Source organism: Lentilitoribacter sp. JB5-8, from assembly GCF_055693385.1.
Genome location: NZ_CM146332.1, coordinates 2,601,607 through 2,627,910 on the forward strand (window position 1 = coordinate 2,601,607; position 26,304 = coordinate 2,627,910).

Here is a 26,304-nt window from a genome sequence, read left to right on the forward strand (position 1 = left end):
CTTATCATTTTTCCTGAGCTAAAAACACACGCCAACTTCCCAACTCAGAAATGTCAGTCGCATCTTTAACGCCTTCAGCCTCACACACAAATCCTTGAACAGATCTGCCATCATCAAGTTTTATGCTACCAATTCCCAATGGTGATGGGATGGTTTGCATAAAGCTTCCAAATTCAGAAACTGGCATATCCCACAATTCCATTTCAATCTTATGGCCTTCGCCAGCTTCGCATCTAACCATGCCTGGTCTGTATGGTGGCCCGCCAGCCAAAGCATAAAATTTATAGTCCGCCGCTGAGGAAACTTTTTCTGCAAAACGTGCACCACGCGAGAGAAGATCTTTATTGAGTGGAAGCCCATCCATATGTGCACCACAAACCGCAACGGTGATTGTATTCTTCGCAGTTTCTGCAAGTTTTACACTTGATGAGAAAGCCCAGTCTGTGGCCCCCAAATTCCTTGCGCCAGCTGCTTCAAGCGAAAGACCAACAGAAGCAACCAATGCATCCTCACCTTTTGGAGCAAGCAAGGTCACACTGCCGGGTCGTCCATCTGATCTTGCAGGTGTCGGAACAGCGATCCCACACATATCCATCAAATTTACGAAATTAGTATAGGTGCCGAAATTGTTGTTGGGTGTGATCGGATCATCTTCTAAATCTTGGACACTATAAAATGTCGGAATGGATGGCACACACATAATATCAACGTCGGCAAGCTCGGGTTCGACGGCACGGGTTAGTTCTTTGAGTTTATAAAACCCTTTAAAGGCATCTGCTGCACTGCGGCTTTCAGCCAACGTAATGATCTTTTTTGTTACCGGAAGAATGGCATCAGGCTGTTTTTCCAATAAATCCTCAATCACTGTGTAGCGCTCTGCAACCCAGGACCCATAATAAAGCATATTCGCGATCTCATAGAGCGGTTCAAAGTCGATCTCTTTTATCGTGTAACCCTGAGACTTAAGCAATTCAACGCTGTCGGCAAATGAAGCTTCTTGAACCTTATCTCCCATAAATTTAATAGAGGATGGGCTTGGAATACCAACCACCAAATCTGATTTTGGCTTTGTTAAAGGGTAAGACGTAATATCGCGCGCATAAGCGTCGTCTGCATCGTATGAATTTGCTACTTCGAAGGCGGTGTAAGCGTCATCAACCGTGAGCGCAAAAATAGAAACCGTCTCAATACTACGGCAAGCAGGCACAACGCCGGATGCAGAGAACGCACCCAATGTTGGCTTCAAGCCAACTATGTTATTCAGCGCTGCGGGAACGCGACCCGAACCTGCGGTATCAGTACCCAATGAAAATGTAACAATACCATGCCCAACTGCTACGCCTGAACCTCCAGAAGAACCACCAGGTACAATTTCAGGATCAATCGAATTAAGTGGTGCACCATAAGGCGTGCGAACGCCAACCAATCCAGTTGCAAACTGATCTAGATTTGTTTTCCCAATTAAAAGCGCGCCCGCTTTTTTAAGCTCTTTAACGAGAAAGGCATCTTCTTCTGCTTCAAATGCATAAGCTGGGCAAGCGGCCGTTGTTTCATAGCCAGCCGCGTCGATATTGTCTTTAATGGCAAATGGAACACCCCATAAAGGTTTAGATGGATCAAACGCACCAAGCTGTTCAGCTTCTTTTAAAAGAACATCCTTTTCGAACAAAGTGATGAAAATTCCAGGGTCACCGACCTCATCAATTTTGCTATATACCTGTTCGATAATGTCGGCTGGCTTTGTTCCATTTTGATAGACTTCATGAAGCGAGGGAATTGTGAGTGGAATTTGGGTCAAGGGTTTTATCCTTCTATTCAATTAGTCTATTTAACGATCTTTGAAAGCGATGGCGCAGCATCAAGTAGTGACTGAGTATATTCAGACTGCGGTTGTTCCATAACTTTTTCTACGGGTCCCATTTCGACAATTTCTCCATCTTTCATGACGATTACATCGTCACAGAGCAATCTAACGACATGTAAGTCATGAGATACGAACAGATATGTCATTCCTAGTTTTGCACGAAGATCCGCCAGTAAATTTAAAACAATGGCTTGAATGGAAACGTCCAACGCCGCAGTAGGCTCATCCAAAATAAGAAGTTGCGGATTAACGGCGATAGCGCGCGCGATCCCCACCCTTGCCTTTTGTCCACCTGACAGCTGGTGGGGAAATCTCGTTAGCAGCGAATGCGGTAATCCAACGAGATCTGCCAATTCGTAAACGCGGTCATGTCTCGCTGCTGAACCCAAATCGGTCAGATGCTTGATTGGCTCCAAAATAGATTGAAAAGCACTGTGTCGGGGGTTCAAACTATCCGTAGCATCTTGAAACACCATTTGAATGTCTTTGCGCATGTCATGTTGCGCAAAATCGCGGAGTCTTATTTTACCAATATCCTGTCCGTTAAAAATAATATCCCCTGAAGAACAATCCAAAAGCCTTGTTATCATGGATGAAGCCGTCGATTTTCCGCAACCACTTTCACCTACAAGCGCTAAGCTTTTTCCTTGCTGAAGTTCAAACGAAATGCCTTTAACAGCATGAACGGGTCCGTTCTTACCGGCATAAGTTTTAACAAGATCATTGACCTTAAGCAAAGTTTCACCGGACTGGCTACGCTCGGGTAAGGGTTGCTGTTCTTCCACTGGTAAAAGATCCCGAATGGACGCGTTTTTGCGTGGTGTTGCAGCAATTAATTTGCGCGTATAGGCATGTTCAGCGTTGTTAAACAGCTTCTTGGGCTTACCCGTTTCAACAAGTTTGCCATCCTTCATCACAACAATTCTGTCGCAATATTGCGCAGCAAGTCCTAAATCATGGGTGATGAGAATACTACTCATCTGCCGCTCTTTTGATAGCCTTTGGATAAGATCCATCACGGTTTTTTGGGTGGTAATATCAAGCCCAGTTGTCGGTTCATCTGCAATGAGCAATTGTGGATTACATGCGAGCGCAATAGCAATCACCACCCGCTGACACATGCCGCCCGATAATTCAAAAGGATATGCATGATATCGCTCTTCAGCGTTTCGTATTTGCACGGACTTGAGCATGGATATTGCTTTTGCGCGCGCATCATAACGTGTGGCCTGCGCATGAGTTTTAAGAACATCTTCAAGCTGGTGTCCAACTTTGCGAATTGGATTAAGCGCCGCTCTTGGATTTTGGAAAATCATTGAAATTTCACGTCCGCGAATATTACGCATATCTCGCGCTGACGCGTTTCGTAGATCAATACCACCATATTCGATATCGCCTGCGGTGATTGTTCCACCGGCATCTAATATGCGCATCAAAGCATAGGACGTCACAGATTTGCCTGAGCCGGATTCCCCCACTATCCCCAGAGTTTCTCCTTTTTCAACGCGCAAATTCACATTGCGCACCGCATGGACAACACCTTTTCGGGTTTGAAAATCTACAGCGAGGTCTTTGATTGATAGCATCGCTAGGTCCTCTTCCGCGGATCAACGATATCACGCAATCCATCGCCTAAGAGGTTGAAGGTAAAGACAGCCAACATCAGCCAAAGACCTGGGAATAATGCGAGCCACCATTCGCCGGAGATCACGAAATTTGCACCTTCTGCAACCATAATTCCCCATTCCGGTGTCGGTGGCCGTACACCTAATCCAATGAAACTCAAACCAGCAGCATTTAAGATCGCCCAACCCAAATTAAGCGATATTTGCACCATCATTGGCGGCAAGGCATTGGGAAAAATATGTACTGCTAGAACGCGTATATCAGAATTGCCAGCGAGTTTTGCAGCCAGAGCAAACCCGGCATCACGGCGGATATTGACCTCAGCACGAACCAAACGTGCGTAAAAAGGAATATTGATTAAAGCCGTTGCGTAGACAATGTTTTCAATGGTGTTTCCAAGCGCGGCAACAATACCCATTGCCAATACAAAAAGCGGAAACGCCATAATGGTATCTAACAGTCGATTTAAAATCGCATCTAACCAACCGCCCCAATACCCAGCGATAGAACCCAGTATTGATCCGATTACAAAGGATAATGCAACCGCAGAGACAGAGATCAATAGATCCAATCGGGTAGCGACAATCACTCTGCTAAATACGTCTCGTCCCAAATTATCGGTCCCAAACCAATGATCAACTGAAGGCGGCATAAGTGCGTTTGACGTGTTTGATGCAAGTGGGTCATAAGGAACAATTAGCGGTCCAAACAACGCGCAAACAATAAAGAATGCTAAGAGAATAAATGCGAGAGCTGTGATCGGATTACCGCGCAACACATAGAATATATGCGCAAATAAGCCCTCGCTCTTAGTTGTTGATGCCATGCTCATTTTAATCTAACGCTCCTCAAAACCGATGCGAGGATCAATCAATGAATATGCAATATCAATTGTTAGATTAAGCAGGACAAATAGGATTGCCATAGCCAGCACGAAGCCTTGGACAGCGGCATAATCAGACGCGACGAGCGCTTCAATCGCATAGGACCCGATGCCAGGCCAAGCAAAGACTTTTTCGACCAATACATTGGCCCCCAAGGTGAAGGAGAACACCATACCAAGCGTCGTAATCACGGGCAGCATCGCATTATGCAGCGCATAGCCATACAAGATTTTCGAAGATGAAAGACCTGCCGCACGCGCGGTTCTAACAAAATCTGAGGATAAAGCAGATAGCATTGCAGCGCGGGTCATTCGTGCGATCGGAGCCATCGTAAACAGCGCCAAAGTCGTTGCAGGTAAGATTAATTGTTTAAGTGCACCGAACCATGTTTCCCAATCACCTATGAGTGCAGCATCAATGAGGTAAAATCCCGTGATCGTATCAGGTTCGATATAGATGAAGTCCAAACGACCGAGCGGAGATGGTGCAATACCCAGCAGGTAATAGAAAACATAGATCAATAAAATTCCTGTAAAAAACGTCGGAAGCGATACGCCCGCCGTGACAATCACGCGGCAAATATGATCGCGTAATGATCCCGGTTTTGTTGCTGCCATCACGCCAAGTGGCACAGCTATCGAACAAGAAATAAACAGCGCCATAAGCGTAAGTTCCAACGATGCCGGTAATCTTCTCGCCAGATCGTCCGTTACGGCTTGCCCTGTGGAAATGGATTGCCCCAGATCGCCACGCAAGAGATCTCCGACATAAATGATAAATTGCTGAGGCAGGGATTTATCCAAGCCAAGTGCTTCGCGCACCTGAGCAATGGATTCTTCAGTTGCTGAGGCACCGGCGAAATATACCGCCGGATCACCGGGAAGTGCGCGTGTTAAAATGAAGCTAACAACCACAACACCAAACAACACAGGAATAGCCTGGGCGATGCGCAAGGAAATAGTTTTAAATCGCCCAGACATAATAGATTAAGCGCCTTTTAGGTTACGAACATCAAGCTGGCGGTGGAACCAGTATTCGAAATCTTTAACGCCGTTCATGCCAACGCTAAGCGCTGGTTGCCACAATGCAATGCGAGGCACTTCATCCCAAATAATTTCAATCATGCGCTTAATTTTTGGCGCATAATCAGGGTCATCAATTGGCATATGAAGCGTTTCAAGCGTGAGAACTTCAATTTCTTCATTTCGGTAATTCGATGAATTGAACAAATGCCCTTCAAGGAAGCACCAGAAGAAATAATAACAAGGATAGTTCAGCCAACCACCAAATGTTTCAAGGTGCAGCGGCAAACGTTTTTCAACAAGGGATGCCGTACGCCAGTTTGCGCTAGGAACTTTTTCAATCGTTGCATTCACACCAATCTTGGCAAGGTTTTCCTGAATAAGAAGCGCCACTGGCTCCATCCAATCGATTTGCCCAAGCGAAATGGAAAGCGGCACATCAAATCCTGACGACATGCCAGCTTCTGTAAGCAAGTCTTTAGCGCGATCAAGATCAGTCGCATATGGGAATTTTTGCGGCCATGCGATATCTGATGGTGTCATGGAAGGACCGCCCCACATTGGTTCCCCTCGACCATAAGCACCCGCATCGAAGACTTCTTGATAAGGCACAGAATATGCGATCGCCTGACGCACACGTTTATCTTTAAATGCGTCAAATGCCAAATTCGGACAAAGACTATAGATAGAATTTTCAATCGGTGTAGTTTGGATTGCCAAACCATCAATTTCAGACAATTCCTTAGCGTCTTTATTCGGCATGTTAAACGATAGATTTACATCGCCGCGTTCAAGCAAAGCACGTCGCGTTGCTGGGCTTGGTACTTCGCGCACAATCACACGTTTAATTTCTGGTACTGGACCAGAGGTGTAATCGTCATTGCGCTCATAAACCAATTGCTCACCCGGTTTCCACTGCGCAACTTTAAACGCTCCCGAGCCTGCAGGTGTTTTATGAAGATATTCCGTTGCCCAGGGATCATCATCGGTTGCATTTGCCAAGGCAACTTTCGAATTGATGACAAATGGGACCGGAACTGCAAGGTCGGGAAGTGTGAGTTTAGATGGACGAATGAGTTTGATCTTAAATGTCAGATCATCAACAGCTTCAAATTGATCAGGGCTTTCAAGCGAACCAGCTTTCATCTGAACCGCTGGGAAACCGCCTAATGAAACCGCACGATCAAATGACCATTTCACATCTTGCGCGGTGATGGGTGATCCATCCTGGAATTTTCCACCTGGCTTAAGTTTAAAGATCATTTCATTTTCAGTGATCTCCCAACTTTCAGCGATTTCTGGTTCAATGACCGAGTAATCATAAGACACACTGCCATTTGGCGTGACTTTAGTGCCAAAAGTGACCAAACGGTCATATACATTCACAGCCACTTGGTAGCTCGGTCTATTGGTTCCCGTGCGGTGAAGATCAAGGCTGTTGATGGTTTGACCCATGACAGCGACGATCACATCGCTGGCGGCACTTGCGGGAAGGACTTTTAGAAAAGGTAATGAGGCTGCGGTAATCGCACCGCCGCTTAATTTTAGAAAATCACGTCTAGATGCTGACATCGTACTGCTCCGAAAGTTATTGTTTTTTGAAGGTTTTTTTCGCCATCTGGGAGGTAGATGGAAACCTTATTGGGAGCTTCGGACTATTCAGCGTCGATTACAAATGCTATTATTTCACAAAAGCGGTTCAAAAAATGAATAGGTCAAATGCGACACCTTATTACTTTCCAGTACATCGAAGCGATAGCGCGCGCAGGTTCTATTCGCAAAGCAGCTGAAGATATGAACATCACGGCGTCCGCATTAAACCGACGCATTCAAAGATTTGAAGAAGAATTCGGATCAGAAATATTTGAACGATTACCCCGCGGTGTACGCCTTAATCCTGCAGGTGAACTATTAATCGGTCACATCCGCAACCAAGAATCTGAATTAAGGCGTGTGCAAAGTCAGGTCGCAGACCTTTCCGGCATAAGACGGGGTCATGTTTCTATTGCCTGTTCACAAGCTTTAGTGCCCTATTTTCTTCCATCCCAGATTTCCATTTACCGACGTGAGCATCCAGGCGTTACATTTTCTGTCAATGTGCGAGATCGCGAGGCTGCTGAGACAGATCTTAGCAATTTTAAAAGTGATATAGCACTTGTGTTAGAACCCAACTTTATGGTCGACTTTCAAGTGCAATCTGTTGTGCCGCAGATCATTAGTGTGATTATGCGCGAAGATCACCCGCTAAGTCATACAGCAGAAGTTAGACTGCGAGATTGCCTTGACTATTCATGCGTTCTCCCAACAGCACAATATGGTGTAAGACATTTGTTAGAGCGCGCAGCTGAGGACAATTCACGCACGCTATCTCCAGTTATCGAATCTGATTCATTTGATTTTATGCGGCACTATGCGCTTCATGAAGATGCAATTGCATTTCAGATCCCTATTGGACTAGAGCCGAAATCGGGACTGACCTACCGACCTCTTTCAGTAAAAGATGTCCCACCTGGCAACCTTCTTTTAGGTCAAATGCGAGGACGCGCCCTGCCCGTTGCATCTGCGAAGTTCCTGCAACAATTAGAAATTGCATTACAGGTTTACAATTAGCGCAACCATCAACCGGTGCAAAAAATGAACCGCAACAGCGCAAAAATAGCAGAAGCCATCAACGCAAAGTCTCGTTAGTCTCATCCCAGACACATTTGGAAACAGTTCAAACCCGAACCCGTCGGCCGCTCACGACCAAAATATGGAGAGACATAAATGATTAAGAAGAATTTGACCCGCAGAACTTTTCTCGGCACATCAGCAACGGCTCTTGGCGCAACTGCGCTTGCAACGTCAGGTCTAACTGGTTTTGCAAACGCAGCCGATTTAACGGTTGGTTTTATCTATGTCGGCCCAAAGGATGATTTTGGTTACAACCAAGCCCATGCAGAAGGTGCTGCAGCTGTTAAAGCCATGGCTGGTGTGACAGTTATTGAGGAAGAAAACGTACCCGAAACTGTTGATGTTCAAAACACAATGGAAAGTATGATCAATTTCGATGGTGCAACATTGCTCTTCCCGACATCATTTGGTTATTTTGACCCGCATATTTTAGAAATAGCCCCTAAACATCCTGATGTTCGCTTCCAGCATGCGGCAGGCCTCTGGTCAGCTGATAAGCACCCAATGAATGTTGGTTCGTATTTCGGTTATATTGGCATGGGACAATATCTCAATGGTATAACTGCAGGTCACGCGACAAAATCTAAAAAGATCGGCTTTGTAGCGGCTAAACCAATTCCGCAAGTTCTTCTGAACATCAACTCATTCTTGCTTGGTGCTCGCCAGGTTGATCCAGAAATCACTTGTCAGGTCATATTCACGGGTGAATGGTCACTTGCGGTCAAGGAAGCTGAAGCTACAAACGCACTTGCTGACCAAGGCTGTGATGTAATCACATGCCATGTGGATGGTCCAAAAGTTGTCATGGAAACAGCAGCTGGTAGAGATGCCTTTGTTTGCGGTTATCACGCAAACCAGGGTCCTTTGGCACCTGAGAAATATCTCACAGGCGCTGAATGGAATTGGGCATCGATCTATACGAGCATGGTCAAAACAGTTCAGGATGGTGGTTCAATTGATAACTTTGTTCGCGGTGGTTTAGCTGAAGACTTCATCAAAATGTCACCGTTGGGGCCAGCTGTATCAGATGCTGCCAGAGCGCAATTTGAAGCCACAAAAGCAGAAATCATGGCCGGAGGCTTTGCTGCCATAAAAGGTCCACTCAAAGACAATAAGGGCAATGTCATTGCCACAGATGGTCAGAGCTTTGTCGAGACGGATATTGCGCTTGAAAGCATGGACTATTTGGTTGAAGGCGTCATCGGCTCAATTAGCTAGGATTGATGTAGCACAGACATGAATGAATTGGCGACAACTCCTCTCCCGTCCCAATCTGGTCTAGGCATTCAAAAATGGATGCCTAGACTTGAGTTTGTCGCCATTCCTGTTTTCGCAGTGATCTGCGGATTTTTAATATTCTCGGTTTTTTTAGTCTTACTCGGCAAGTCCCCCATAGACTTCTTTTCACTGGTCTATAAAGCGGGTTTTAGCACCCCATTTTCATGGCAAAACACACTCTCGCGAGCAGCACCTCTGTTGCTAGCGGCCCTTTGTGTAGCGCTACCAGCCAAATTAGGCCTCGTCGTTATTGGCGGCGAAGGTGCCATTGCACTTGGCGCGGTTGCTGCAGGCGCGATTGGCGCTTATCTCACCAATATTTCGGGCGTGATCGCGCTACCAATTTTATTTCTTGCAGCTGCTTTGACGGGTGCATTGTGGATCGGAATTGTTGGGTTTTTGCGCATCAAGAGAGGTGTCAATGAAACGATTTCATCGTTATTGATGGCGTATATTGCGATCGCGATTTCCAATCATTTAATTGAAAGCGTTTTTCGCGACCCGGCAAGTTTGAATAAACCTTCCACTGCATCTTTATCAGACCAATTACGCGTGGGCTCAATACCTATTGGGATAGATGTTCATTGGGGTTTTCTCGCAGGCATCATAGCTTGCATATTGAGCTGGATATTAATTGAAAAAACCACACTTGGATTTTCAGCCCGCATCGCTGGCGGCAATATTCGCGCAGCTCAAGTTCAAGGATTGCCCGTTTCAAAGCTTATTATCGGGTTCACTGCTTTGGGCGGCGCAATTGCCGGAGTTGCAGGGTTTTATGAAGTTACTGCCGTTCACGGCTCGGCGAATGCTTCAGTCTTTGCAGGTTACGGGTATACAGGCATATTGATCGCGTTTCTAGCCCGCCATAACGCTTTAGCCATTATACCGATCACCATCATGCTGGCAGGGTTTGAAGCCTCATCCGGATTAATCCAGCGCAGAATGGATTTGCCTGATGCGACAATTCTTGTGTTTGAAGGCATTGTCTTTGTCGCAATCTTATTTTCTGAAACGCTTTATGGCCGCTTTCGCTTCTTCAAATACGAATATTGGCAAGAAGATAGAAAGGCACCTGTATGAGCGAGGTTACAGATATCGGACTATGGGGTGTACCGCTCGCGATCATTGGCGGCGCTATTCGTGTGTCGACCCCGTTTTTATTTGTTTCGTTAGGCGAATGCATCACCGAACGATCCGGCCGTATTAACCTAGGTCTGGAAGGCACGCTCATATTTGGCGCTATGTCAGGATATGCCATTGCCGTGAATACTCAATCTCCCTGGTTGGGCGTTTTGGGAGCCGCGTTTTTTGGTATGTTATTTGGGCTCTTTCATGGATGGATATGCAAATTCAAGGGCGTGAATGATATCGCAATCGGTATCGCCTTAATGCTTTTAGGAAGCGGATTGGCGTTCTTCTTTGGTAAACCCTATATCCAACCCGTTGCACCTGATCTTCCCGCCATTTCATTTGGTTGGTGGTCCGATATCGAGCAAGTTCGCGCTGCCCTGCAAGTCAATGTTCTGTTTATCATTGGATTAGTCATCGCATTATTCTTAGCTTGGGGTTTTAAATCAACCAAGATTGGCCTGACAGTTCGCGTTGTGGGAGATAGCACAGACGCAGCGCGTGCTATCGGATTAGAACCGAATAAAATCAGACTTTTATCGACAGCTGCCGGCGGAGCACTTGCTGGCATCGGCGGCGCATATTTATCGCTTTATTACCCAGGTAGCTGGAATGAAGGCATCTCCTCCGGACAAGGCCTAATGGCAGTGGCGCTGGTTATCTTTGCGCGCTGGAATCCAATTAATTGTTTTTGGGTTGCGCTATTATTTGGCGGTGCCGGCGCACTTGGCCCTGCCTTGCAATCTGTGGGCATATCGCAGGGTTATTATCTATTTTTTGCAGCACCTTATGTGCTCACACTTGGTCTTTTGATCGCAACCTCTTCACCTAACAAAGCTATGGAAAGTGCGCCGGGTGAACTTAGCATTACGAAATAACGGAGAATGATATGAACGGTCTTGGTGGTCTCAATAAATCCGAAAATGGCGTTGTCATTGGTGTTGTGCAATTGCAATTACCGAACACGGTTACCAAGGATGACCTCGCCCAACAAAAAGATCGCATAGTAGAATTGGTTGGCAAAGCACGACGCAACAATCCAAACACTGATCTCGTCGTTTTCCCAGAATATAGTCTTCATGGCTTATCCATGGACATCAATCCAGAAATCATGTGCACCATTGATGGTCCTGAAGTTGCTGCATTTCAAAAAGCCTGCATTGATAACGACATTTGGGGATGCTTTTCCATTATGGAGCTTAATCCCGGCGGCATGCCATATAATTCCGGCATCATTATCGATAATAAGGGGGACATTTGTCTTTACTATCGTAAAATGCATCCATGGGTCCCGGTTGAACCTTGGGAACCGGGCGATCAGGGCATACCCGTCTGCGATGGACCCAACGGGTCTAAAATTGCACTCATAATTTGTCATGATGGCATGTTCCCCGAAATGGCACGCGAATGTGCCTATAAAGGCGCAGAAATAATGATCCGCACTGCTGGTTACACAGCGCCAATCAGAGAAAGCTGGAAATTCACCAATCAAAGCAACAGTTTTTGCAATCTCATGGTCACCGCCAATGTGTGTATGTGTGGCTCGGACGGCACATTTGATAGTATGGGCGAAGGGATGATCGTCAATTTTGATGGATCAATCATCGCGCATGGCACGTCAGGACGTGTTGACGAAATTATCACCGCTGAGGTGCGCCCGGATTTGGTCCGTGAAGCCCGCAATAACTGGGGCGTTGAAAACAACATTTATCAGTTCGGTCACCGTGGCTATGTGGCGGTTAAAGGTGGCGCACAGGATTGCCCCTACACTTATATGCAGGACCTCATGAAGGGTGAATATGTGCTGCCGTGGGAAAACGATATTAAGGTTACGGATGGAACTTCTTGCGGGTTTGAAGCACCGATACGAATTTATGGTGACAACCAATCTAAGGAGGCTGCGGAATGAGCTATATTGAAGCTGATCCCTACAAATGGCCATATAATGGTGATTTAAGACCTGAAAACACGGCACTTATTATCATTGATATGCAAACGGATTTTTGCGGTAAAGGTGGCTATGTCGACAAAATGGGATACGATATATCCCTCACCCGTGCGCCGATTGAACCCATTAAAGCGCTGCTTAAAAAGATGCGTGACGGCGGTTATCACATTATCCACACCCGCGAAGGTCATAGACCGGATCTAGCAGATTTGCCTGCAAACAAAAGATGGCGTTCGCAACAAATTGGAGCTGGCATTGGTGATCCGGGCCCATGCGGTAAAATTCTTGTTCGCGGTGAGCAAGGCTGGGACATCATCGAAGAGCTTTATCCCATCGAGGGTGAACCCATTATCGACAAACCAGGCAAAGGTTCGTTCTGCGCAACTGATCTTGAGCTGTTGCTCCGCACGCGCGGAATTGAAAATTTGCTTCTTACAGGCATTACAACCGATGTATGCGTACATACAACAATGCGTGAAGCTAATGATCGCGGTTTTGAATGTTGTTTAGTTGAAGATTGTTGCGGTGCGACCGATCTGGGCAACCACAATGCAGCGATTAAAATGGTCAAAATGCAGGGCGGTGTATTTGGCTCTGTTTCTGACAGCAAATCACTGATTGCCCAATTGCCATGACAATCACCCCCCAAACCAATCTCACGCAAAGCGCCGCAAGTGTTGAAGCTATCAACATGACAATGAAATTTGGTGAATTCACTGCGCTCGACAATGTCGGGATTAAAGTGAAAGCAGGAAGTTTTCATGCATTACTTGGCGAAAACGGCGCCGGAAAATCTACCCTCGTCAAATGTATTATGGGTTTTTATCATGCAACGGATGGTCAGGTTTTAGTTGATAATAAAGAAGCGCAATTGGATGACCCCAAAGATGCGCAGGCTTTTGGCTTGGGAATGGTCTATCAGCATTTCACATTGGTTCCATCCTTAACTGGAGCCGAAAACCTTCTCATTAGTCGCGTCAATGCACCCAGCATCATCAACTGGTCTGACGAGAAGAATTCTATGTCTATGTTCATTAAGAACATGCCGTTTAAAGTTCCACTTAATGTACCAGTGTCTCGCCTTTCGGCTGGTGAAAAACAAAAGCTAGAAATTTTAAAACAACTCTATCTCGGCAGCAGATTTCTTATACTTGATGAACCAACGTCCGTTTTAACGCCTGCGGAAGCAGATGAAGTATTATCGCATGTGAAAAAACTGACGAAAGATAACAAAGTCTCGGTTTTGATGATCACCCACAAATTCAAAGAGGTAACCAAATTTGCCGATGAAGTGACGGTTCTTCGCCGAGGTAAATTTGCTGGAGGTGGTGATGTATCAACTCTCACAGCTAACGATATGGCGATCATGATGATGGGCAGCGAAACACCCAAAGTTGAATTTAATCGCAATGCGGCAAAGGACGACATCGTCTTAAAACTATCAAATATTAAAGCTCAGGACCGCTCTGGACTCAAATCAATATCAATTCAAAATTTAGATGTCCGTGCTGGCGAAGTGCTTGGTGTCGCGGGCGTATCAGGCAATGGGCAAACAGAGCTTATGGAGATTTTAACTGGGCAGCGCCCCATTTCCGATGGCTCAATTACGGTTCAAGACCATCCTTTCTCAGGCACACGTGAACAATCGAAAACCCATCAGGTTCGATATCTCCCAGAAGAACCGCTGCATAATGCATGCGCCTCAAAAATGACAGTTGCGGAGAATCTCGCTTTTCGAATTTTTGACAATGACAATGGGCAAAAACGGTTTTGGAAAAGTGATGATCAGATAAAGTCATTTGCGCAGGAAATGATCAAAGAATTTAACATCAAGACCGTCTCTGCTGACAGCCCAATTTCAACGCTTTCAGGTGGCAATGTCCAACGCGCCGTATTGGCACGCGAGCTAACCGGAGATGTGAAATTACTCATCATCTCCAATCCTTGCTTTGGCTTGGATTTTTCAGCTGTTCTCGCCATTCGAAAACGTATCATAGAGGCACGCAATAAAGGTGTTGCTGTGCTTTTAATTTCTGAAGACTTGGATGAAATTATCGAATTATCTGATCGCATCGTTGTCATGTCAGAAGGCGCAATAAATTATGAAACAAGTGCAAACGATGCTGATATCACAAAGATCGGACATTATATGGCGGGACACGGCTAATGGGATTAATAACAGCGCAGCCATTTGACTTTGAATTTAAGCCCTCAGACATCGCACTTATTGTTATCGACATGCAAAGAGACTTTGTCGAGCCAGGTGGCTTTGGTGAAACGCTTGGCAATGATGTGTCCTTGCTGCGGAGTATCATTCCAAAAACGAAAGAGTTGCTCGAAGGTTTCAGGGAGTTGGGACTACCGATCATTCACACACGTGAATGCCATAAACCGGATTTATCCGATCTACCTGATGCCAAACGAGATCGCGGTAATCCAAGCTTACGAATTGGTGATGGAGGCCCAATGGGACGGATATTAGTTTCAGGAGAACCCGGCGCAGATATTATTCCCGAACTATATCCAATCGAAAATGAGATCGTCATCGACAAACCAGGAAAAGGCGCATTTTATCAAACTGATTTACCTCAAATTCTGGCAAAGATCGGCATAAAACAATTGGTATTTGCAGGTGTAACAACCGAGGTCTGCGTTCAAACAACCATGCGCGAGGCCAATGATCGAGGATTTGATTGTATCCTGGCAACCGACGCGACGGAAAGCTACTTCCCTGAATTTAAAAAATCGGCAATAGACATGATCAAAGCACAAGGCGCAATTGTCGGTTGGGTCAGTTCTGTCGAAGACATATTAGATGGGTTGAAGACATGAACCAACTCATTTTCAGAAAATTAATCTCAGAAGGTTGGAAAGATTTTAAATTTGAACCCTTTCGAGAAGGTGTTGAAATTTATTGGATTAATCACAATAGCCCACAGGTCGCGCTGCTAAAATATCAACCAGGCGCATCTGTACCACGCCATCGTCATATGGGGCTCGAGACCATAATCATCTTGGAAGGTGATCAAATAGATGAAAATGGTAAAGCAGAAGTCGGCGACGTTGTCTTCAACGATGTAGGATCTGAACATTCTGTCCGGTCTGAAACTGGATGTGTAGTTCTCATTCAATGGGAACTGCCGGTTCAGTTTTTGTAAGATCAGAAGTCTCACATCGCAAAACCAATCGGTTATACAGATAAACGCTCTTACATAAACATATGTCGATGTTGAAAGACTGCTTAAAAACACAAATCTAAACCACTAAGAAATCCAAATTCGGAGAATTTGGTGCGCCCGAGAAGACTCGAACTTCCACGGATTGCTCCACAGCGACCTCAACGCTGCGCGTCTACCAGTTCCGCCACGGGCGCACACTTAAAAACCAACTCTTGAGGTATTATATGAGTCAGCGTGCCAGCATGTAGCAAATGGTTTTACTTGACACAAGACACGTTTACGGAAAAAAACACCTCAATTAAAACAAAGGCCACATTAAATGCTTCGTGATGAGATTAAACTAGATTTCAAGCCATCAATCGACAGCGCACCTGTCAGATGGCGTGTCCAAGAAGGGCTAACTCCCTATCCTGAAGCCGTGAAATTTATGGAGCAAGAAGCGATCAAAATTGCCAATGGCGAAGCTGATGAACTGGTATGGCTTGTTGAGCATCCTCCGCTTTATACAGCCGGCACCAGCGCTAAAGCCCAAGACCTGATTGAACCTGATAGGTTCCCCGTCTATGAGACTGGCCGCGGGGGTGAATATACTTATCACGGCCCGGGCCAGCGTGTAGGATATGTCATGCTTGATCTTAAACGTCGAAAGCAAGATGTCAGAGCCTTTGTCTCAGCTCTTGAAGCATGGATTATCGGCACACTTGATGAGATGAATATCACTGGCGAGCGCCGCGAAGACCGTGTGGGTGTATGGGTTAAGAGACCTGAAAAAACACCTCTGCCCGATGGATCTATGAGCGAAGATAAAATAGCCGCAATTGGCATTCGTCTTAAAAAATGGGTGAGCTTTCACGGTATCTCATTAAACATTGAACCGGAGCTTAATCACTTTAACGGTATCGTGCCATGTGGCGTACAGCAATACGGTGTGACGAGCCTGGTGGATCTAGGGCTTCCTATCACGATGGAAGACGCAGACTTATCTCTACAGAAGATCTTTGAGGATATTTTCGGCCCAACATATCCTGGATAGTTGGTTATACCAACATTTTCTTTTTGGCAATTATCATATCCAGATAGATAAAATCTGGGTCATCACCGACTTTTTGGCTGTCACGCCACATAATTGAAAACGCAGTTTTTGCAATGGCCCAATCAAGCATGTGGGATTTACTGATGCTAAATTTTTCGGACCATAAATCGAGTAAATAGCAAAATCGCTCTGGATTTTGCACCTGTGTCTCCGCACCCTTCGGGTTTCGAAACGCATTTGCCAACTCATAGCCGCGATCTCCCACCACACCCTTGGCATCAATGGCACTATATCCCCGTTGTCCCAACAAAATATTGTCATGATGCAAATCACCATGAAGTGCACAAATATCGCGCTGATCTTCAATCAATTGAAATGCCAGTCGTCTACTATATGAAAAGTTTATCCAATTACGATCATTGCACTCTAACCCGCGTTTAACATTTGGCAGATTGGCGGCAAAGTCTTGTAGTTTAGGCCAATCACTTCGGATCTTAAGCTGATTTGCATGAAGACTATTAGCTACATCAACAAGTATTTCGGCAGCATTTTGATCATTTCCATCGCGGGTCATATCACCCAAAGATGGACCGTCTAAATATTCCATCAACGCTGTGTTCGAATTGGTTTGAAAAACACGGGCAGCGCCACGCCCATTGCACATGCGCAAGAAATCAAATCCCGGCCCTTCATTGCGCATGTCGTCGCCCTTGTAGACCTTCAGCACAGCAAATGATTGATCACTACGCTTCACACGCCAAATTTTTGCTATACCAGTTTCTGCAATGAGTTTTGGTTCTGAGACATTGAATTCAGTTAAAACAATGGAATCTATTGGGGATTTATCGTTCATTGATACACCATATAAAAAACGCCCCGCCGTTACCAGCGGAGCGCTTGATTTCCTCCCAGAAATCCAAACAAAATTCGTTTGAACAGATTATACGTTGTAAAGTAACGCGATCTCTTGTTCTTGCTCCTGATCAACAATTTCAGGCGCATCAATCAATTGAGCCAATCCAACCGCACGCAAATGCTCGTGGATGCTAAACTTTTTCGCAACATCGATAATTTTGTTCAGGTCGATTAAGATTGCACGATCGGCATCACTGATATCTTCGATTTTTCTACGATTAGCACCCGAAGCATAGATGCGATGCGTGATCTGATCCAAAGCCAAACTCGCCACAGATGAAGGCGCACGTTTTGCCAATGATAGGATCCGTAAAAGCGTTGCAAATTCGTTTTTGGTTTCTGTCAGACCGTCCCGTGTCAAACTTTGTTTGAGCCAAAGCGCCTGCGCATCATCAATGACGGCATGTTCGCCTTCAGCAAACAACACATAATCTGCAATTGATTTTGTAAATAGTTCGTCCCATTGCGGACATTTGTCATAACACGCGGTCTCAAGTGCGAGAAGTGTCGCGACATCCTGACGGTTTTGTACACCGTTTGGAAGCACCTCTTGACGTAGCAAAATTACGTCAATTGGCAATATTTTTTGTTTGGCAACCAGCTTCCATGCTGGTCCCGCCATAAGCAATTCACCCATTTTTCCATCTCCTCATGAAATGTGTACGCAATACATAACCAACAGGTGTTTCCATTCACCCAACAAAGATGGTTAAGATTTTAATTTTTTTTAATTAAAAGGAACCGAGCGGCTTAACTCGTCCAAAACATCCATACTGCTCGATGTTGCAATGATACCAACATCGACTTGGGCTTGAGGTTTTCTAACCTTGCCTTTTGAATTCTCTGGGAACCCCAACATCGCTTGGTGCAATTGATCCAATACCAAAGCACAGAATGATGGTGCAGCTGGAACAGCGCGCTCTAATAAGCTTTTAAGAAGCTGAAACTCGTTTTGAGTTCGCACGAGCCCATTTTGCGTGATCACGCGACGCAACCAGTCAGCATTGCTATCACTAATGCCGCCATAAGGTTCGCAATGGCATAGAATGTAATCTGCAAGAGATGTGACGTAATAACTGGTCCAGTCAGCGCATTTATTGGTACAGACTTTTTCCAATGCGACCAAGGTCGCTGCTTGTTTTTCGGTGGTAATGCCGTCTTTGTAGATTGTATTTCTAAGCTCGAATACATCTTGCGGCGAAATAGATTTTGACTTGATGATATCTGTCATGTGGACAGACCGATCCATGTCTGGTGCTAAATGCGTCATTTTTTGTGTCCATCTCGTCATGAAATGTTGTTGGGATCATTCCCCTTAACCCTACAGCGGGCCTTGTCCTAGATTGAAACTCAAGATCCTTAACATTCGATAAACGGTCATTTATGGGTATTGATAAGCAACAAAATCGCGATAAGGGCGATTTATCCTTGTAAGCTTTTTCGTTTTTTGACACTTTGAGCAAAAATAAACTGATTTGGGAGTACAAATATGGATGTTCGGGCTGCAGTCGCATTTCAAGCTGGCAAACCTTTGGAGGTCACAACAGTTTCACTTGATGGGCCAAGAGCGGGAGAGGTTTTAGTCGAAATCAAAGCTACCGGTGTATGTCACACAGATGAGTTCACGCTTTCAGGTGCGGATCCAGAAGGTATATTCCCAGCAATTTTGGGTCACGAAGGTGCCGGTATTGTTGTTGATGTGGGTGAAGGTGTCACCAGCCTTAAAAAAGGCGATCATGTGATCCCTTTATATACCCCTGAATGCCGCGAATGCGAATATTGCCTTAATCCTAAAACAAATCTTTGCCAAGCTATTCGCTCCACCCAGGGTGCGGGGTTAATGCCTGATGGCTCAAGCCGTTTCTCAATCAATGGTGAAAAAGTCTTCCACTATATGGGCACATCAACATTTGCGAACTACACAGTGCTTCCTGAAATCGCATTAGCAAAGATCAACCCAGACGCACCATTTGATAAAGTCTGTTATATCGGCTGTGGCGTCACAACCGGCATTGGCGCTGTGATTAATACAGCAAAAGCAGAACCTGGCTGTCGCGCTGTGGTCTTTGGCCTTGGCGGCATTGGACTAAACGTTGTGCAAGGGCTTCGTCTTATCGGTGCTGAAATGATTGTTGGCGTGGATCTGAACAATGATAAAAAAGAATGGGGTGAGAAATTTGGCATGACCCACTTCGTAAATCCAAACGAAGTTGAGGGTGACTTGGTGCCTTATCTCGTTGATCTAACCAAAGGTGGTGCAGATTACAGCTTTGAATGTATCGGTAATGCCAAGGTTATGAGACAAGCTTTAGAATGCGCGCATAAAGGCTGGGGTGAAAGTATCATCATCGGCGTTGCTGGCGCAGGTCAGGAAATCTCCACGCGTCCATTCCAGCTTGTCACTGGTCGTTCTTGGCGTGGCACAGCATTTGGTGGCGCACGAGGTCGTACAGATGTTCCAAAAATTGTAGACTGGTACATGGATGGCAAAATTGAGATCGATCCAATGATCACACATAAAATGCCGCTTGATGATATCAATAAAGCGTTTGACCTCATGCATGCAGGCAAATCAATTCGCAGCGTGATTGAGTTTTAAGCCGATAAGGATTTTAATATGAAAGTAGTTTCCCAGAACTTCGCCCATGGCGGAGTTCAAGGTGTTTACACCATTGATTCTGTATTTTGTAACTGCGAGATGACATTTGCTGTCTATTTGCCACCGCTGGCCAAAGATGGCCCCTGCCCGGTTCTTTGGTATCTATCTGGTCTGACCTGCAACCATTCCAACGTAATGGACAAAGGTGAATATCGCAAAATGGCCGCTGAGCTTGGCTTGATCATTGTGTGCCCCGATACCAGTCCGCGCGGAGATGGCGTGCCTGATGAGTTGACCAATTGGCAAATGGGCAAAGGAGCAGGCTTTTATTTAAATGCGACGCAAGAACCATGGTCACAATATTACCAGATGGAAAGCCACATCTTACAAGAGCTTCCAAAGGTGATCAAAGATCATTTCCCGGTTGATATGGACAGACAAGGCGTATTTGGTCACTCCATGGGTGGTCATGGAGCCTTAACGCTTGCGCTTAAAAATCCTGATACATTTAAAAGCTGCTCGGCTTTTGCACCCATAGCACAACCTATGACGGCTGATTGGTCACGTCCTGCGCTAGAAGCTTATTTAGGATCCGATGAGAGCAAATGGCGCAATTATGATGCAACCGCTTTGATTGAAGATGGAGCAAAATTCTCAGAAATACTCATCGATCAAGGTGAAGCAGATAATTTCTTAGAAAACGGTCTTAGACCCTGGTTGCTCGAAGCAGCATGTAAGCAAAACGATATTCCGCTCACTTTGCGTATGCATCCAAACTACGATCACTCATATTTCTTTATTTCTAGCTTTATGGATGATCATCTTAAATGGCATAAAGAGCGCCTTTAAGGCGCTCTTTCATTAATCGTTTCTAGCGATTTAGAATTTACTGCGTGACAGCTAAGCAGTCATTTTCGACAGTCACGATACATAATTCACCGTCATCATCGTCTTCAACTGAAGGTTCCGCAGGCTTAGGCATTACTTTTTCCTCAGTTTTAACCATAGGAACTACCGCAGGTTTTTCCATAACTGGTTCAGGAACCACAGGCTTCTTTGAAAGCTCTTCTTCGACGATCTTCTTCATTTCTTTTGCTTCAGATGTCATTTCATCATCAACCTTTTTGGTCTTTTTGCGAAGATCATTGACCGATGTATTTGGTGTAATTTCACCATTTAACAACGGGTCTGCCAAGCGAGGCTTTAACGTTGGCACCAAGGTTGTTGGCTCACGATCGCCATTATCACCTGAATTTGGCACATAAGCAGAGTTACTTTGTCCCCTACTAGAAATCGGTCTTGGTGCATAAAGGTTCAAACCAATAAATTGTCTGATTTGAGCGACAATTTTCTCTTCAAGAACAATAGCACCTGTTCTAGGGTTATCACTGGTAGAATATGCGCTCATCTGTGCAGAATTAAGTGTCGCTCCAGTAACATCATCAGCTAAGCGCACATTCACGCTAACTGTTGGGCCACCCAAGTTAGCCACCCGTGATACTAATGAGAGATTTCCTTCACTCAATGACCCAATGGGTAATACACGTACATAAAGTTTTGCTTCTTTTGCATATCCATTCGGCGGCGTGCCGAGCGAATTACGTAAGGCAAATGCAAGTTGATTTGCAAAACCACGTCCGGAAGCATCAAGTGCAGCAACATCTACCCGAGTAATTTGATAGGTTGGCCCTAGAGACGGCGCGTTGGAGACTGTGCGTTTTTTATTCGCACAAGATGCTAACACCATCATGCATGCAACCAATACCAGCCAAAGCGGCTTAACCCTAAATTTAGACCCAAAATCTTGTGTAACAGCGATCATGATGCGCGAATCCCTTAAACCAAAGCTTAAGGAAACATTTCATTTTATGCTTAACCGAGGGTTAACAGCGCATCACTTAAATCGTAGAATTACGTAGTTGAGTTTTCTATAAGCAAGCAAGCCGCTTGCATATCAGACCAGCGGAACAGCCGCCGTTTTTCCGCTTCATCATCCGTTCCCCACTGGGAGATATTCCAATCTTCATCAACATGTGCGGCTGCCCATGCTTCTTCCGCAGTAAGTTGCTTCTCAGCAATCGATAAACCAAGCAATGCAGAACCGGTTAGCGTCGTTGCACTATGCAAGCCAGTTAGAGCAAGTGGTGAAGAATACCGACGTAGCGCATTCGCATATGCTTTAATGGCTTCTGACGGTTGCTCAACATGCATGATGCCTTCGGTTAAAACAAAACGAGCACCTAAGCTATTTGCCGCCCAATCAATTACCGGGTCCCAGTGTTCAGCCTGCATCGCCACTAAACCAGATGGCGATTCCGCCCGATAGAACAAAAGATCTGTACCTGAGAATTTTACAATTTCTTCAAAGACTGCATCAGGATTATCTGCAACACCGTCAATGGTCGTGTTGGTCATACGCGTGATTGGCATCTTAGCTGGGTCTATATGCTCTTCCTGCGCGCTCCATTCCGCAGCTGCAGCATTCGCAATGATTTCACTTGAAATAGACAGCGATTTCTTTGCCGGTGTTTTAACCGTTTTACCATCGAGCAAAATCACATAGCCATCGTCACTTTGACCAACACTTACGTCTTTATAAAAGCGTTTCGGTAGTGCAGTTTGTTTTTGCACATCACGCATTGGATCTCTTTCTTGAAGAGACTTCTCGTTCATATCATTTAGAATATCACGCATGTTTTACCTAATTATATCAAATATTTCTGACGGTTTGCTCACAATTTGGTTTGCACCTGTGCGCTCCAACTCAGCAACAGAGGCATAACCCCAATCCACACCGATGGATTTAGCTTTTGCATTTTGTGCCATTTGCATATCAAACGTCGCATCGCCAATGACAATTGCGTTCTGAGGTTCAATTCCCACCTCATCACAACATTCCAAAACCATCGCAGGGTGAGGTTTTGATGGACAGTCATCAGCTGTTCTGGAAGTAACAAAATGCGAGCGTAATCCGTGGCCATCCAAAATTGCATTGACCCCTCTGCGGGATTTACCTGTCACAATACCTAAGATGACTTCATCTATTTTGTGCAATTGGTCCAATAGCTCCGCCACACCATCATATAATGGCTCAAGTAGATTTTCACTCATGCGAATTTTAAAAAAGTGATCTTTATAATCCTGCACCAAGCGATCAAGGTCAGAAATCTGCTGACCCGCAAGCAAATCGCTTATCGCATCATGAAGACTTAATCCAATGATTGACTTCGTATCCGATAAACTCGGAGCAGAAAACCCATGATCATCAAATGCCGCTGACATGCATTTATGAATAACATCAGCGCTATCAACCAAAGTGCCATCGCAATCAAATAGGACCAGCTTCATCGATCATCCTCTTGTTCGGCAGCGCGTTCATCAAACTCAAGTAAGTTCCAAGTTTGCACCATATGCGGCGGCAAAGGTGCTGTAACCTCAAGCATACCACCGGATGGGTGCGGAATAGAGATCGAACGCGCATGCAAATGCAAGCGTTTTTGGATGCCATTTGGAAATTCCCAATGATGATCACTGGTAAGATATTTAGGATCACCAATAATCGGGCACTCCAAATATTGCGCATGAACGCGAAGTTGGTGCGTGCGGCCTGTATGAGGCTCCATTTCAAGCCAGGTTAAATCACGGCCTGCGGTTTCAATCGTGCGATAATAAGAAATGGCATGATCAGCACCCTTCTCACCATGCTCACAAACCCGCATTCGATCTCCATCAAGCAATTGCTCCTTGATCAACCATGTCGAAATGCGGCCTTCACGTTTGTAAGGTGCTCCTTTAACGAGCGCCCAATATTTTTCTTGGCATCGCGAGTTCGAAATGCAGCTGTGAGCGCTTGCGCAGCACCACGCGTGCGTGCAACGACTAAAACCCCTGAAGTATCGCGATCAAGACGATGCACAAGACGAGGCTTTTCACCCTTCTTGTTGCGCCAAGATTCAAGCATCATATCAACATGACGGGTTAAACCAGAACCGCCCTGCACCGCTAACCCCGATGGTTTGTTGAATACAAACACCTTCGGATCTTCATGAATAAGCATCTGCGCCAGTAAATCTGCATCGCCATGGTTGCGCATTGTCTTTTCAGTAATCGGTTTGGCACCTTTATGATCAACATCAAGCGGAGGTACACGGATAGTTTGCCCGGGCTGAACACGCGTGTCTGACTTTACACGTCCACCATCTATGCGGACCTGTCCTGAGCGAATGAGTTTTTGCAACTTACCAAAGCCTAGCCCCGGATAATGATCTTTAAACCATCGATCCAGACGCATACCGCCTTCGTCTTCATCCACATTTTTTAATTCAACGCCTGCCATAATGGCCTCTCTCATGCTGCAATAGCAGCTTAAAATATACTTCTCGCCAGCAGTAAACCCAGAACCAATGCGAGGATTGATCCGATCACATTTGCCAGCACATAGCCCGTTGCAGCAGAATATGCGCCGCGCTCAATCAGCAAAACAGCATCCAATGAGAACGCAGAAAATGTTGTGTATCCGCCCAACAGACCAGTCATCAACAACAATCTTAATTCACTGCTAGCACCAAGTTTACGGACGATAAACTCCGCTAAAACACCCATAAAAAATGACCCAATGACATTGACCATCAATGTGCCCCATGGAAAACTTGCACCAAACCACCTTAAAGCTGCGATACCTGTTAGATATCTCAGCAACGCGCCAATAGCGCCACCACTTGCAACAAGGAGGAGATGTTTCATCATAAACGTTCTGATAGACGATTGCAGATCAAAAACCAAGCAAGATTTATGATGTTCACCCAATCGCGAACTAAAAGCCTAGCTATCTCCGCGCCGTCTCTTGTTCCAAAACTCAATTCGCTTATTAATTTCGCGCTCAAACCCGCGATCAGGTGGATCATAATAGATTTGCCGGCCCATCTTATCTGGGAAAAACTCCTGCGCGGCGAAGGCATCAGGTGCATCATGATCATATTGATACCCTTGCGAATATCCTTCTTCTTTCATCAGCTTTGTTGGTGCATTTAAAATATGCTTGGGCGGCATGAGCGAGCCATGTTCTTTTGCGTCTCGTCTTGCAGCTTTATAGGCAACATATACCGCATTAGATTTAGGTGCAGTCGCAAGATAAACGCAAGCTTGGGCAAGCGCTAGCTCACCTTCAGGTGATCCAAGATAGTCATAAGCATCTTTTGCAGCATTGGTAATCACTAGCGCTTGTGGATCCGCCATACCGATATCTTCAGATGCCATGCGCACCATACGTCGGCCCAAATATAACGGGTCTTCACCTGCATCAAACATTCGGCATAGATAATATAACGCAGCATCGGGATCAGACCCACGCACGGCCTTATGCAATGCAGATATGAGATTATAATGCCCGTCCTGGCCTTTATCGTAAATTGGCGCACGACGCTGCACAATCTCAGACAGACCATCTGTATCAAACATCTCTCCATCACGCGCAGAACGCCAAACTTCTTCTGATAAGGTTAGTGCTGCGCGCCCATCACCATCAGCCATACGAACAAGCGCAAGTCGCGCATCTTCATCCAGCGGCAATGGTTTTTCCATAACCTCTTCCGCACGCTTTAAAAGCGCTGTAATACTGTCGGGTCTGTGGGATTTAAAACTGAGCACCCGTGCGCGCGATAAAAGCGCGGCATTCAATTCAAAAGACGGATTTTCGGTTGTCGCACCAACAAGGATAACCGTCCCATCTTCCATCACAGGCAGAAAGCTATCCTGCTGTGCACGGTTAAACCGGTGGATCTCATCAACAAACAACAGTGTCTGACGACCTGATAACTTCCGGGTACGCGCCATTTCAAACACTTTTTTAAGGTCTGCAACACCGGAAAAGATCGCTGATATCTGCTCAAAGGCATGATCACCCTGCCCAGCAAGTAATCTCGCCACCGTTGTTTTGCCGGTTCCAGGTGGTCCCCAAAATATCATTGAGCCCAATGTACCCGCTTCAATCATGCGTGTTAACGCACCATCATCGCCGGTTAAATGTTCCTGCCCTGTCACCTCGCTTAAATTTGCCGGGCGCAATCTATCAGCTAACGGACGAGAAGCCTCCTTCGCCAAAGGCAAATCTTCATTGGGATCGTGAAATAAATCGTTCATGATTTCTTTTACTACTC

25 protein-coding genes, 1 tRNA gene and 1 pseudogene are annotated in these 26,304 nt (G+C 45.6%); 12 read left to right on the forward strand and 15 right to left on the reverse strand.

Features of this window, described 5'->3' with window-relative positions; genetic code table 11:
* Nucleotides 1–4: 4 nt before the first annotated feature.
* From atzF to ACZ1GZ_RS12765, 5 genes are read right to left on the reverse strand one after another with little or no spacing between them, the layout of a single operon-like run.
* A complete protein-coding gene (atzF, locus tag ACZ1GZ_RS12745; protein WP_472665255.1) occupies nucleotides 5–1,798 on the reverse strand; it encodes an allophanate hydrolase in 1,794 nt (597 codons plus the stop codon).
* 26 nt (nucleotides 1,799–1,824) lie between these two features.
* Nucleotides 1,825–3,450, reverse strand: a complete 1,626-nt coding sequence (locus ACZ1GZ_RS12750; protein WP_472665256.1) for a dipeptide ABC transporter ATP-binding protein — start codon at nucleotides 3,448–3,450, stop codon at nucleotides 1,825–1,827.
* A 2-nt stretch (nucleotides 3,451–3,452) separates the two neighbouring features.
* On the reverse strand, nucleotides 3,453–4,322 hold the full coding sequence (locus tag ACZ1GZ_RS12755; RefSeq protein WP_472665257.1) for an ABC transporter permease: 870 nt from the start codon (nucleotides 4,320–4,322) through the stop codon (nucleotides 3,453–3,455).
* 6 nt (nucleotides 4,323–4,328) lie between these two features.
* The gene (locus tag ACZ1GZ_RS12760) at nucleotides 4,329–5,354 is read right to left on the reverse strand and encodes an ABC transporter permease (protein WP_472665258.1); all 1,026 of its coding nucleotides are present in this window, start codon (nucleotides 5,352–5,354) and stop codon (nucleotides 4,329–4,331) included.
* 6 nt (nucleotides 5,355–5,360) lie between these two features.
* A complete protein-coding gene (locus ACZ1GZ_RS12765) occupies nucleotides 5,361–6,968 on the reverse strand; it encodes an ABC transporter substrate-binding protein (RefSeq protein WP_472665259.1) in 1,608 nt (535 codons plus the stop codon).
* Between the two features lie 147 nt (nucleotides 6,969–7,115).
* Between ACZ1GZ_RS12765 and ACZ1GZ_RS12770 the strand changes: the two genes are divergently transcribed.
* The 9 genes from ACZ1GZ_RS12770 to ACZ1GZ_RS12810 all read left to right on the forward strand — a co-directional run bounded on the left by ACZ1GZ_RS12770 (nucleotide 7,116) and on the right by ACZ1GZ_RS12810 (nucleotide 15,581).
* The gene (locus tag ACZ1GZ_RS12770) at nucleotides 7,116–8,006 is read left to right on the forward strand and encodes a LysR family transcriptional regulator (protein WP_472665260.1); all 891 of its coding nucleotides are present in this window, start codon (nucleotides 7,116–7,118) and stop codon (nucleotides 8,004–8,006) included.
* 156 nt (nucleotides 8,007–8,162) lie between these two features.
* The gene (locus ACZ1GZ_RS12775; RefSeq protein ID WP_472665261.1) at nucleotides 8,163–9,287 is read left to right on the forward strand and encodes a BMP family ABC transporter substrate-binding protein; all 1,125 of its coding nucleotides are present in this window, start codon (nucleotides 8,163–8,165) and stop codon (nucleotides 9,285–9,287) included.
* 18 nt (nucleotides 9,288–9,305) lie between these two features.
* Nucleotides 9,306–10,427, forward strand: a complete 1,122-nt coding sequence (locus tag ACZ1GZ_RS12780; RefSeq protein WP_472665262.1) for an ABC transporter permease — start codon at nucleotides 9,306–9,308, stop codon at nucleotides 10,425–10,427.
* A complete protein-coding gene (locus ACZ1GZ_RS12785; RefSeq protein WP_472665263.1) occupies nucleotides 10,424–11,353 on the forward strand; it encodes an ABC transporter permease in 930 nt (309 codons plus the stop codon). The genes ACZ1GZ_RS12780 and ACZ1GZ_RS12785 overlap by 4 nt, the downstream gene beginning before the upstream one ends.
* Nucleotides 11,354–11,364: 11 nt before the next feature.
* Nucleotides 11,365–12,384, forward strand: a complete 1,020-nt coding sequence (locus ACZ1GZ_RS12790; RefSeq protein ID WP_472665264.1) for a formamidase — start codon at nucleotides 11,365–11,367, stop codon at nucleotides 12,382–12,384.
* Entirely contained in the window at nucleotides 12,381–13,058 is a 678-nt protein-coding gene (gene biuH / locus ACZ1GZ_RS12795) for a biuret amidohydrolase (protein ID WP_472665265.1), read from the forward strand. Before ACZ1GZ_RS12790 ends, biuH begins: the two co-directional genes overlap by 4 nt.
* Nucleotides 13,055–14,590, forward strand: a complete 1,536-nt coding sequence (locus tag ACZ1GZ_RS12800; RefSeq protein WP_472665266.1) for an ABC transporter ATP-binding protein — start codon at nucleotides 13,055–13,057, stop codon at nucleotides 14,588–14,590. The genes biuH and ACZ1GZ_RS12800 overlap by 4 nt, the downstream gene beginning before the upstream one ends.
* Nucleotides 14,590–15,255 carry a cysteine hydrolase family protein gene (locus tag ACZ1GZ_RS12805; RefSeq protein WP_472665267.1) on the forward strand — a complete coding sequence of 222 codons (666 nt, stop codon included), beginning with the start codon at nucleotides 14,590–14,592 and terminating at the stop codon, nucleotides 15,253–15,255. Before ACZ1GZ_RS12800 ends, ACZ1GZ_RS12805 begins: the two co-directional genes overlap by 1 nt.
* Nucleotides 15,252–15,581: a cupin domain-containing protein gene (locus tag ACZ1GZ_RS12810; RefSeq protein WP_472665268.1), complete on the forward strand. Its 330-nt coding sequence runs from the start codon at nucleotides 15,252–15,254 to the stop codon at nucleotides 15,579–15,581. The genes ACZ1GZ_RS12805 and ACZ1GZ_RS12810 overlap by 4 nt, the downstream gene beginning before the upstream one ends.
* A 130-nt stretch (nucleotides 15,582–15,711) precedes the next feature.
* On the opposite strand, the gene ACZ1GZ_RS12815 is transcribed toward ACZ1GZ_RS12810, so the two are convergent.
* Nucleotides 15,712–15,796, reverse strand: a tRNA-Leu gene (locus tag ACZ1GZ_RS12815).
* Nucleotides 15,797–15,921: 125 nt separating this feature from the next.
* Between ACZ1GZ_RS12815 and lipB the strand changes: the two genes are divergently transcribed.
* Nucleotides 15,922–16,635, forward strand: a complete 714-nt coding sequence (gene lipB, locus ACZ1GZ_RS12820) for a lipoyl(octanoyl) transferase LipB (protein WP_472665269.1) — start codon at nucleotides 15,922–15,924, stop codon at nucleotides 16,633–16,635.
* Between the two features lie 4 nt (nucleotides 16,636–16,639).
* Here the strand turns inward: lipB and ACZ1GZ_RS12825 are convergent, their stop codons facing one another.
* The 3 genes from ACZ1GZ_RS12825 to ACZ1GZ_RS12835 all read right to left on the reverse strand — a co-directional run bounded on the left by ACZ1GZ_RS12825 (nucleotide 16,640) and on the right by ACZ1GZ_RS12835 (nucleotide 18,820).
* A complete protein-coding gene (locus ACZ1GZ_RS12825) occupies nucleotides 16,640–17,488 on the reverse strand; it encodes an aminoglycoside phosphotransferase family protein (protein WP_472665270.1) in 849 nt (282 codons plus the stop codon).
* Between the two features lie 87 nt (nucleotides 17,489–17,575).
* The gene (locus ACZ1GZ_RS12830; RefSeq protein ID WP_472665271.1) at nucleotides 17,576–18,187 is read right to left on the reverse strand and encodes a hypothetical protein; all 612 of its coding nucleotides are present in this window, start codon (nucleotides 18,185–18,187) and stop codon (nucleotides 17,576–17,578) included.
* Nucleotides 18,188–18,277: 90 nt separating this feature from the next.
* On the reverse strand, nucleotides 18,278–18,820 hold the full coding sequence (locus ACZ1GZ_RS12835) for a hypothetical protein (RefSeq protein WP_472665272.1): 543 nt from the start codon (nucleotides 18,818–18,820) through the stop codon (nucleotides 18,278–18,280).
* Nucleotides 18,821–19,039: 219 nt separating this feature from the next.
* Between ACZ1GZ_RS12835 and ACZ1GZ_RS12840 the strand changes: the two genes are divergently transcribed.
* Both ACZ1GZ_RS12840 and fghA read left to right on the forward strand, forming a co-directional pair.
* Nucleotides 19,040–20,149, forward strand: coding sequence for an S-(hydroxymethyl)glutathione dehydrogenase/class III alcohol dehydrogenase (locus tag ACZ1GZ_RS12840; RefSeq protein ID WP_472665273.1), 1,110 nt, complete (start codon nucleotides 19,040–19,042; stop codon nucleotides 20,147–20,149).
* 18 nt (nucleotides 20,150–20,167) lie between these two features.
* The gene (gene fghA / locus ACZ1GZ_RS12845) at nucleotides 20,168–20,998 is read left to right on the forward strand and encodes an S-formylglutathione hydrolase (protein WP_472665274.1); all 831 of its coding nucleotides are present in this window, start codon (nucleotides 20,168–20,170) and stop codon (nucleotides 20,996–20,998) included.
* A 37-nt stretch (nucleotides 20,999–21,035) separates the two neighbouring features.
* On the opposite strand, the gene ACZ1GZ_RS12850 is transcribed toward fghA, so the two are convergent.
* The 6 genes and pseudogenes from ACZ1GZ_RS12850 to ACZ1GZ_RS12875 all read right to left on the reverse strand — a co-directional run bounded on the left by ACZ1GZ_RS12850 (nucleotide 21,036) and on the right by ACZ1GZ_RS12875 (nucleotide 26,287).
* On the reverse strand, nucleotides 21,036–21,971 hold the full coding sequence (locus ACZ1GZ_RS12850; RefSeq protein WP_472665275.1) for a hypothetical protein: 936 nt from the start codon (nucleotides 21,969–21,971) through the stop codon (nucleotides 21,036–21,038).
* Nucleotides 21,972–22,060: 89 nt separating this feature from the next.
* Entirely contained in the window at nucleotides 22,061–22,843 is a 783-nt protein-coding gene (locus ACZ1GZ_RS12855) for an ATP12 family chaperone protein (protein WP_472665276.1), read from the reverse strand.
* Nucleotides 22,844–22,846: 3 nt separating this feature from the next.
* The gene (locus tag ACZ1GZ_RS12860; RefSeq protein WP_472665277.1) at nucleotides 22,847–23,497 is read right to left on the reverse strand and encodes an HAD-IA family hydrolase; all 651 of its coding nucleotides are present in this window, start codon (nucleotides 23,495–23,497) and stop codon (nucleotides 22,847–22,849) included.
* A pseudogene (locus tag ACZ1GZ_RS12865) lies at nucleotides 23,494–24,485 on the reverse strand (RluA family pseudouridine synthase). Before ACZ1GZ_RS12865 ends, ACZ1GZ_RS12860 begins: the two are co-directional and overlap by 4 nt.
* A gap of 29 nt (nucleotides 24,486–24,514) precedes the next feature.
* Nucleotides 24,515–24,892, reverse strand: a complete 378-nt coding sequence (gene crcB / locus ACZ1GZ_RS12870; RefSeq protein WP_472668301.1) for a fluoride efflux transporter CrcB — start codon at nucleotides 24,890–24,892, stop codon at nucleotides 24,515–24,517.
* A 78-nt stretch (nucleotides 24,893–24,970) separates the two neighbouring features.
* Nucleotides 24,971–26,287, reverse strand: a complete 1,317-nt coding sequence (locus tag ACZ1GZ_RS12875) for a replication-associated recombination protein A (protein WP_472665278.1) — start codon at nucleotides 26,285–26,287, stop codon at nucleotides 24,971–24,973.
* Nucleotides 26,288–26,304: the final 17 nt, after the last annotated feature.

Bases quoted from the DNA above. Each gene is read 5' to 3' on its own strand.
- ACZ1GZ_RS12750 (WP_472665256.1), bottom strand. From the start codon at position 3,450: ATGCTATCAATCAAAGACCTCGCTGTAGATTTTCAAACCCGAAAAGGT.
- ACZ1GZ_RS12755 (WP_472665257.1), bottom strand. From the start codon at position 4,322: ATGAGCATGGCATCAACAACTAAGAGCGAGGGCTTATTTGCGCATATA.
- ACZ1GZ_RS12760 (WP_472665258.1), bottom strand. From the start codon at position 5,354: ATGTCTGGGCGATTTAAAACTATTTCCTTGCGCATCGCCCAGGCTATT.
- ACZ1GZ_RS12765 (WP_472665259.1), bottom strand. From the start codon at position 6,968: ATGTCAGCATCTAGACGTGATTTTCTAAAATTAAGCGGCGGTGCGATT.
- ACZ1GZ_RS12770 (WP_472665260.1), top strand. From the start codon at position 7,116: ATGCGACACCTTATTACTTTCCAGTACATCGAAGCGATAGCGCGCGCA.
- ACZ1GZ_RS12775 (WP_472665261.1), top strand. From the start codon at position 8,163: ATGATTAAGAAGAATTTGACCCGCAGAACTTTTCTCGGCACATCAGCA.
- ACZ1GZ_RS12780 (WP_472665262.1), top strand. From the start codon at position 9,306: ATGAATGAATTGGCGACAACTCCTCTCCCGTCCCAATCTGGTCTAGGC.
- ACZ1GZ_RS12785 (WP_472665263.1), top strand. From the start codon at position 10,424: ATGAGCGAGGTTACAGATATCGGACTATGGGGTGTACCGCTCGCGATC.
- ACZ1GZ_RS12790 (WP_472665264.1), top strand. From the start codon at position 11,365: ATGAACGGTCTTGGTGGTCTCAATAAATCCGAAAATGGCGTTGTCATT.
- biuH (WP_472665265.1), top strand. From the start codon at position 12,381: ATGAGCTATATTGAAGCTGATCCCTACAAATGGCCATATAATGGTGAT.
- ACZ1GZ_RS12800 (WP_472665266.1), top strand. From the start codon at position 13,055: ATGACAATCACCCCCCAAACCAATCTCACGCAAAGCGCCGCAAGTGTT.
- ACZ1GZ_RS12805 (WP_472665267.1), top strand. From the start codon at position 14,590: ATGGGATTAATAACAGCGCAGCCATTTGACTTTGAATTTAAGCCCTCA.
- ACZ1GZ_RS12810 (WP_472665268.1), top strand. From the start codon at position 15,252: ATGAACCAACTCATTTTCAGAAAATTAATCTCAGAAGGTTGGAAAGAT.
- lipB (WP_472665269.1), top strand. From the start codon at position 15,922: ATGCTTCGTGATGAGATTAAACTAGATTTCAAGCCATCAATCGACAGC.
- ACZ1GZ_RS12825 (WP_472665270.1), bottom strand. From the start codon at position 17,488: ATGAACGATAAATCCCCAATAGATTCCATTGTTTTAACTGAATTCAAT.
- ACZ1GZ_RS12830 (WP_472665271.1), bottom strand. From the start codon at position 18,187: ATGGGTGAATTGCTTATGGCGGGACCAGCATGGAAGCTGGTTGCCAAA.
- ACZ1GZ_RS12835 (WP_472665272.1), bottom strand. From the start codon at position 18,820: ATGACGCATTTAGCACCAGACATGGATCGGTCTGTCCACATGACAGAT.
- ACZ1GZ_RS12840 (WP_472665273.1), top strand. From the start codon at position 19,040: ATGGATGTTCGGGCTGCAGTCGCATTTCAAGCTGGCAAACCTTTGGAG.
- fghA (WP_472665274.1), top strand. From the start codon at position 20,168: ATGAAAGTAGTTTCCCAGAACTTCGCCCATGGCGGAGTTCAAGGTGTT.
- ACZ1GZ_RS12850 (WP_472665275.1), bottom strand. From the start codon at position 21,971: ATGATCGCTGTTACACAAGATTTTGGGTCTAAATTTAGGGTTAAGCCG.
- ACZ1GZ_RS12855 (WP_472665276.1), bottom strand. From the start codon at position 22,843: ATGCGTGATATTCTAAATGATATGAACGAGAAGTCTCTTCAAGAAAGA.
- ACZ1GZ_RS12860 (WP_472665277.1), bottom strand. From the start codon at position 23,497: ATGAAGCTGGTCCTATTTGATTGCGATGGCACTTTGGTTGATAGCGCT.
- crcB (WP_472668301.1), bottom strand. From the start codon at position 24,892: ATGAAACATCTCCTCCTTGTTGCAAGTGGTGGCGCTATTGGCGCGTTG.
- ACZ1GZ_RS12875 (WP_472665278.1), bottom strand. From the start codon at position 26,287: ATGAACGATTTATTTCACGATCCCAATGAAGATTTGCCTTTGGCGAAG.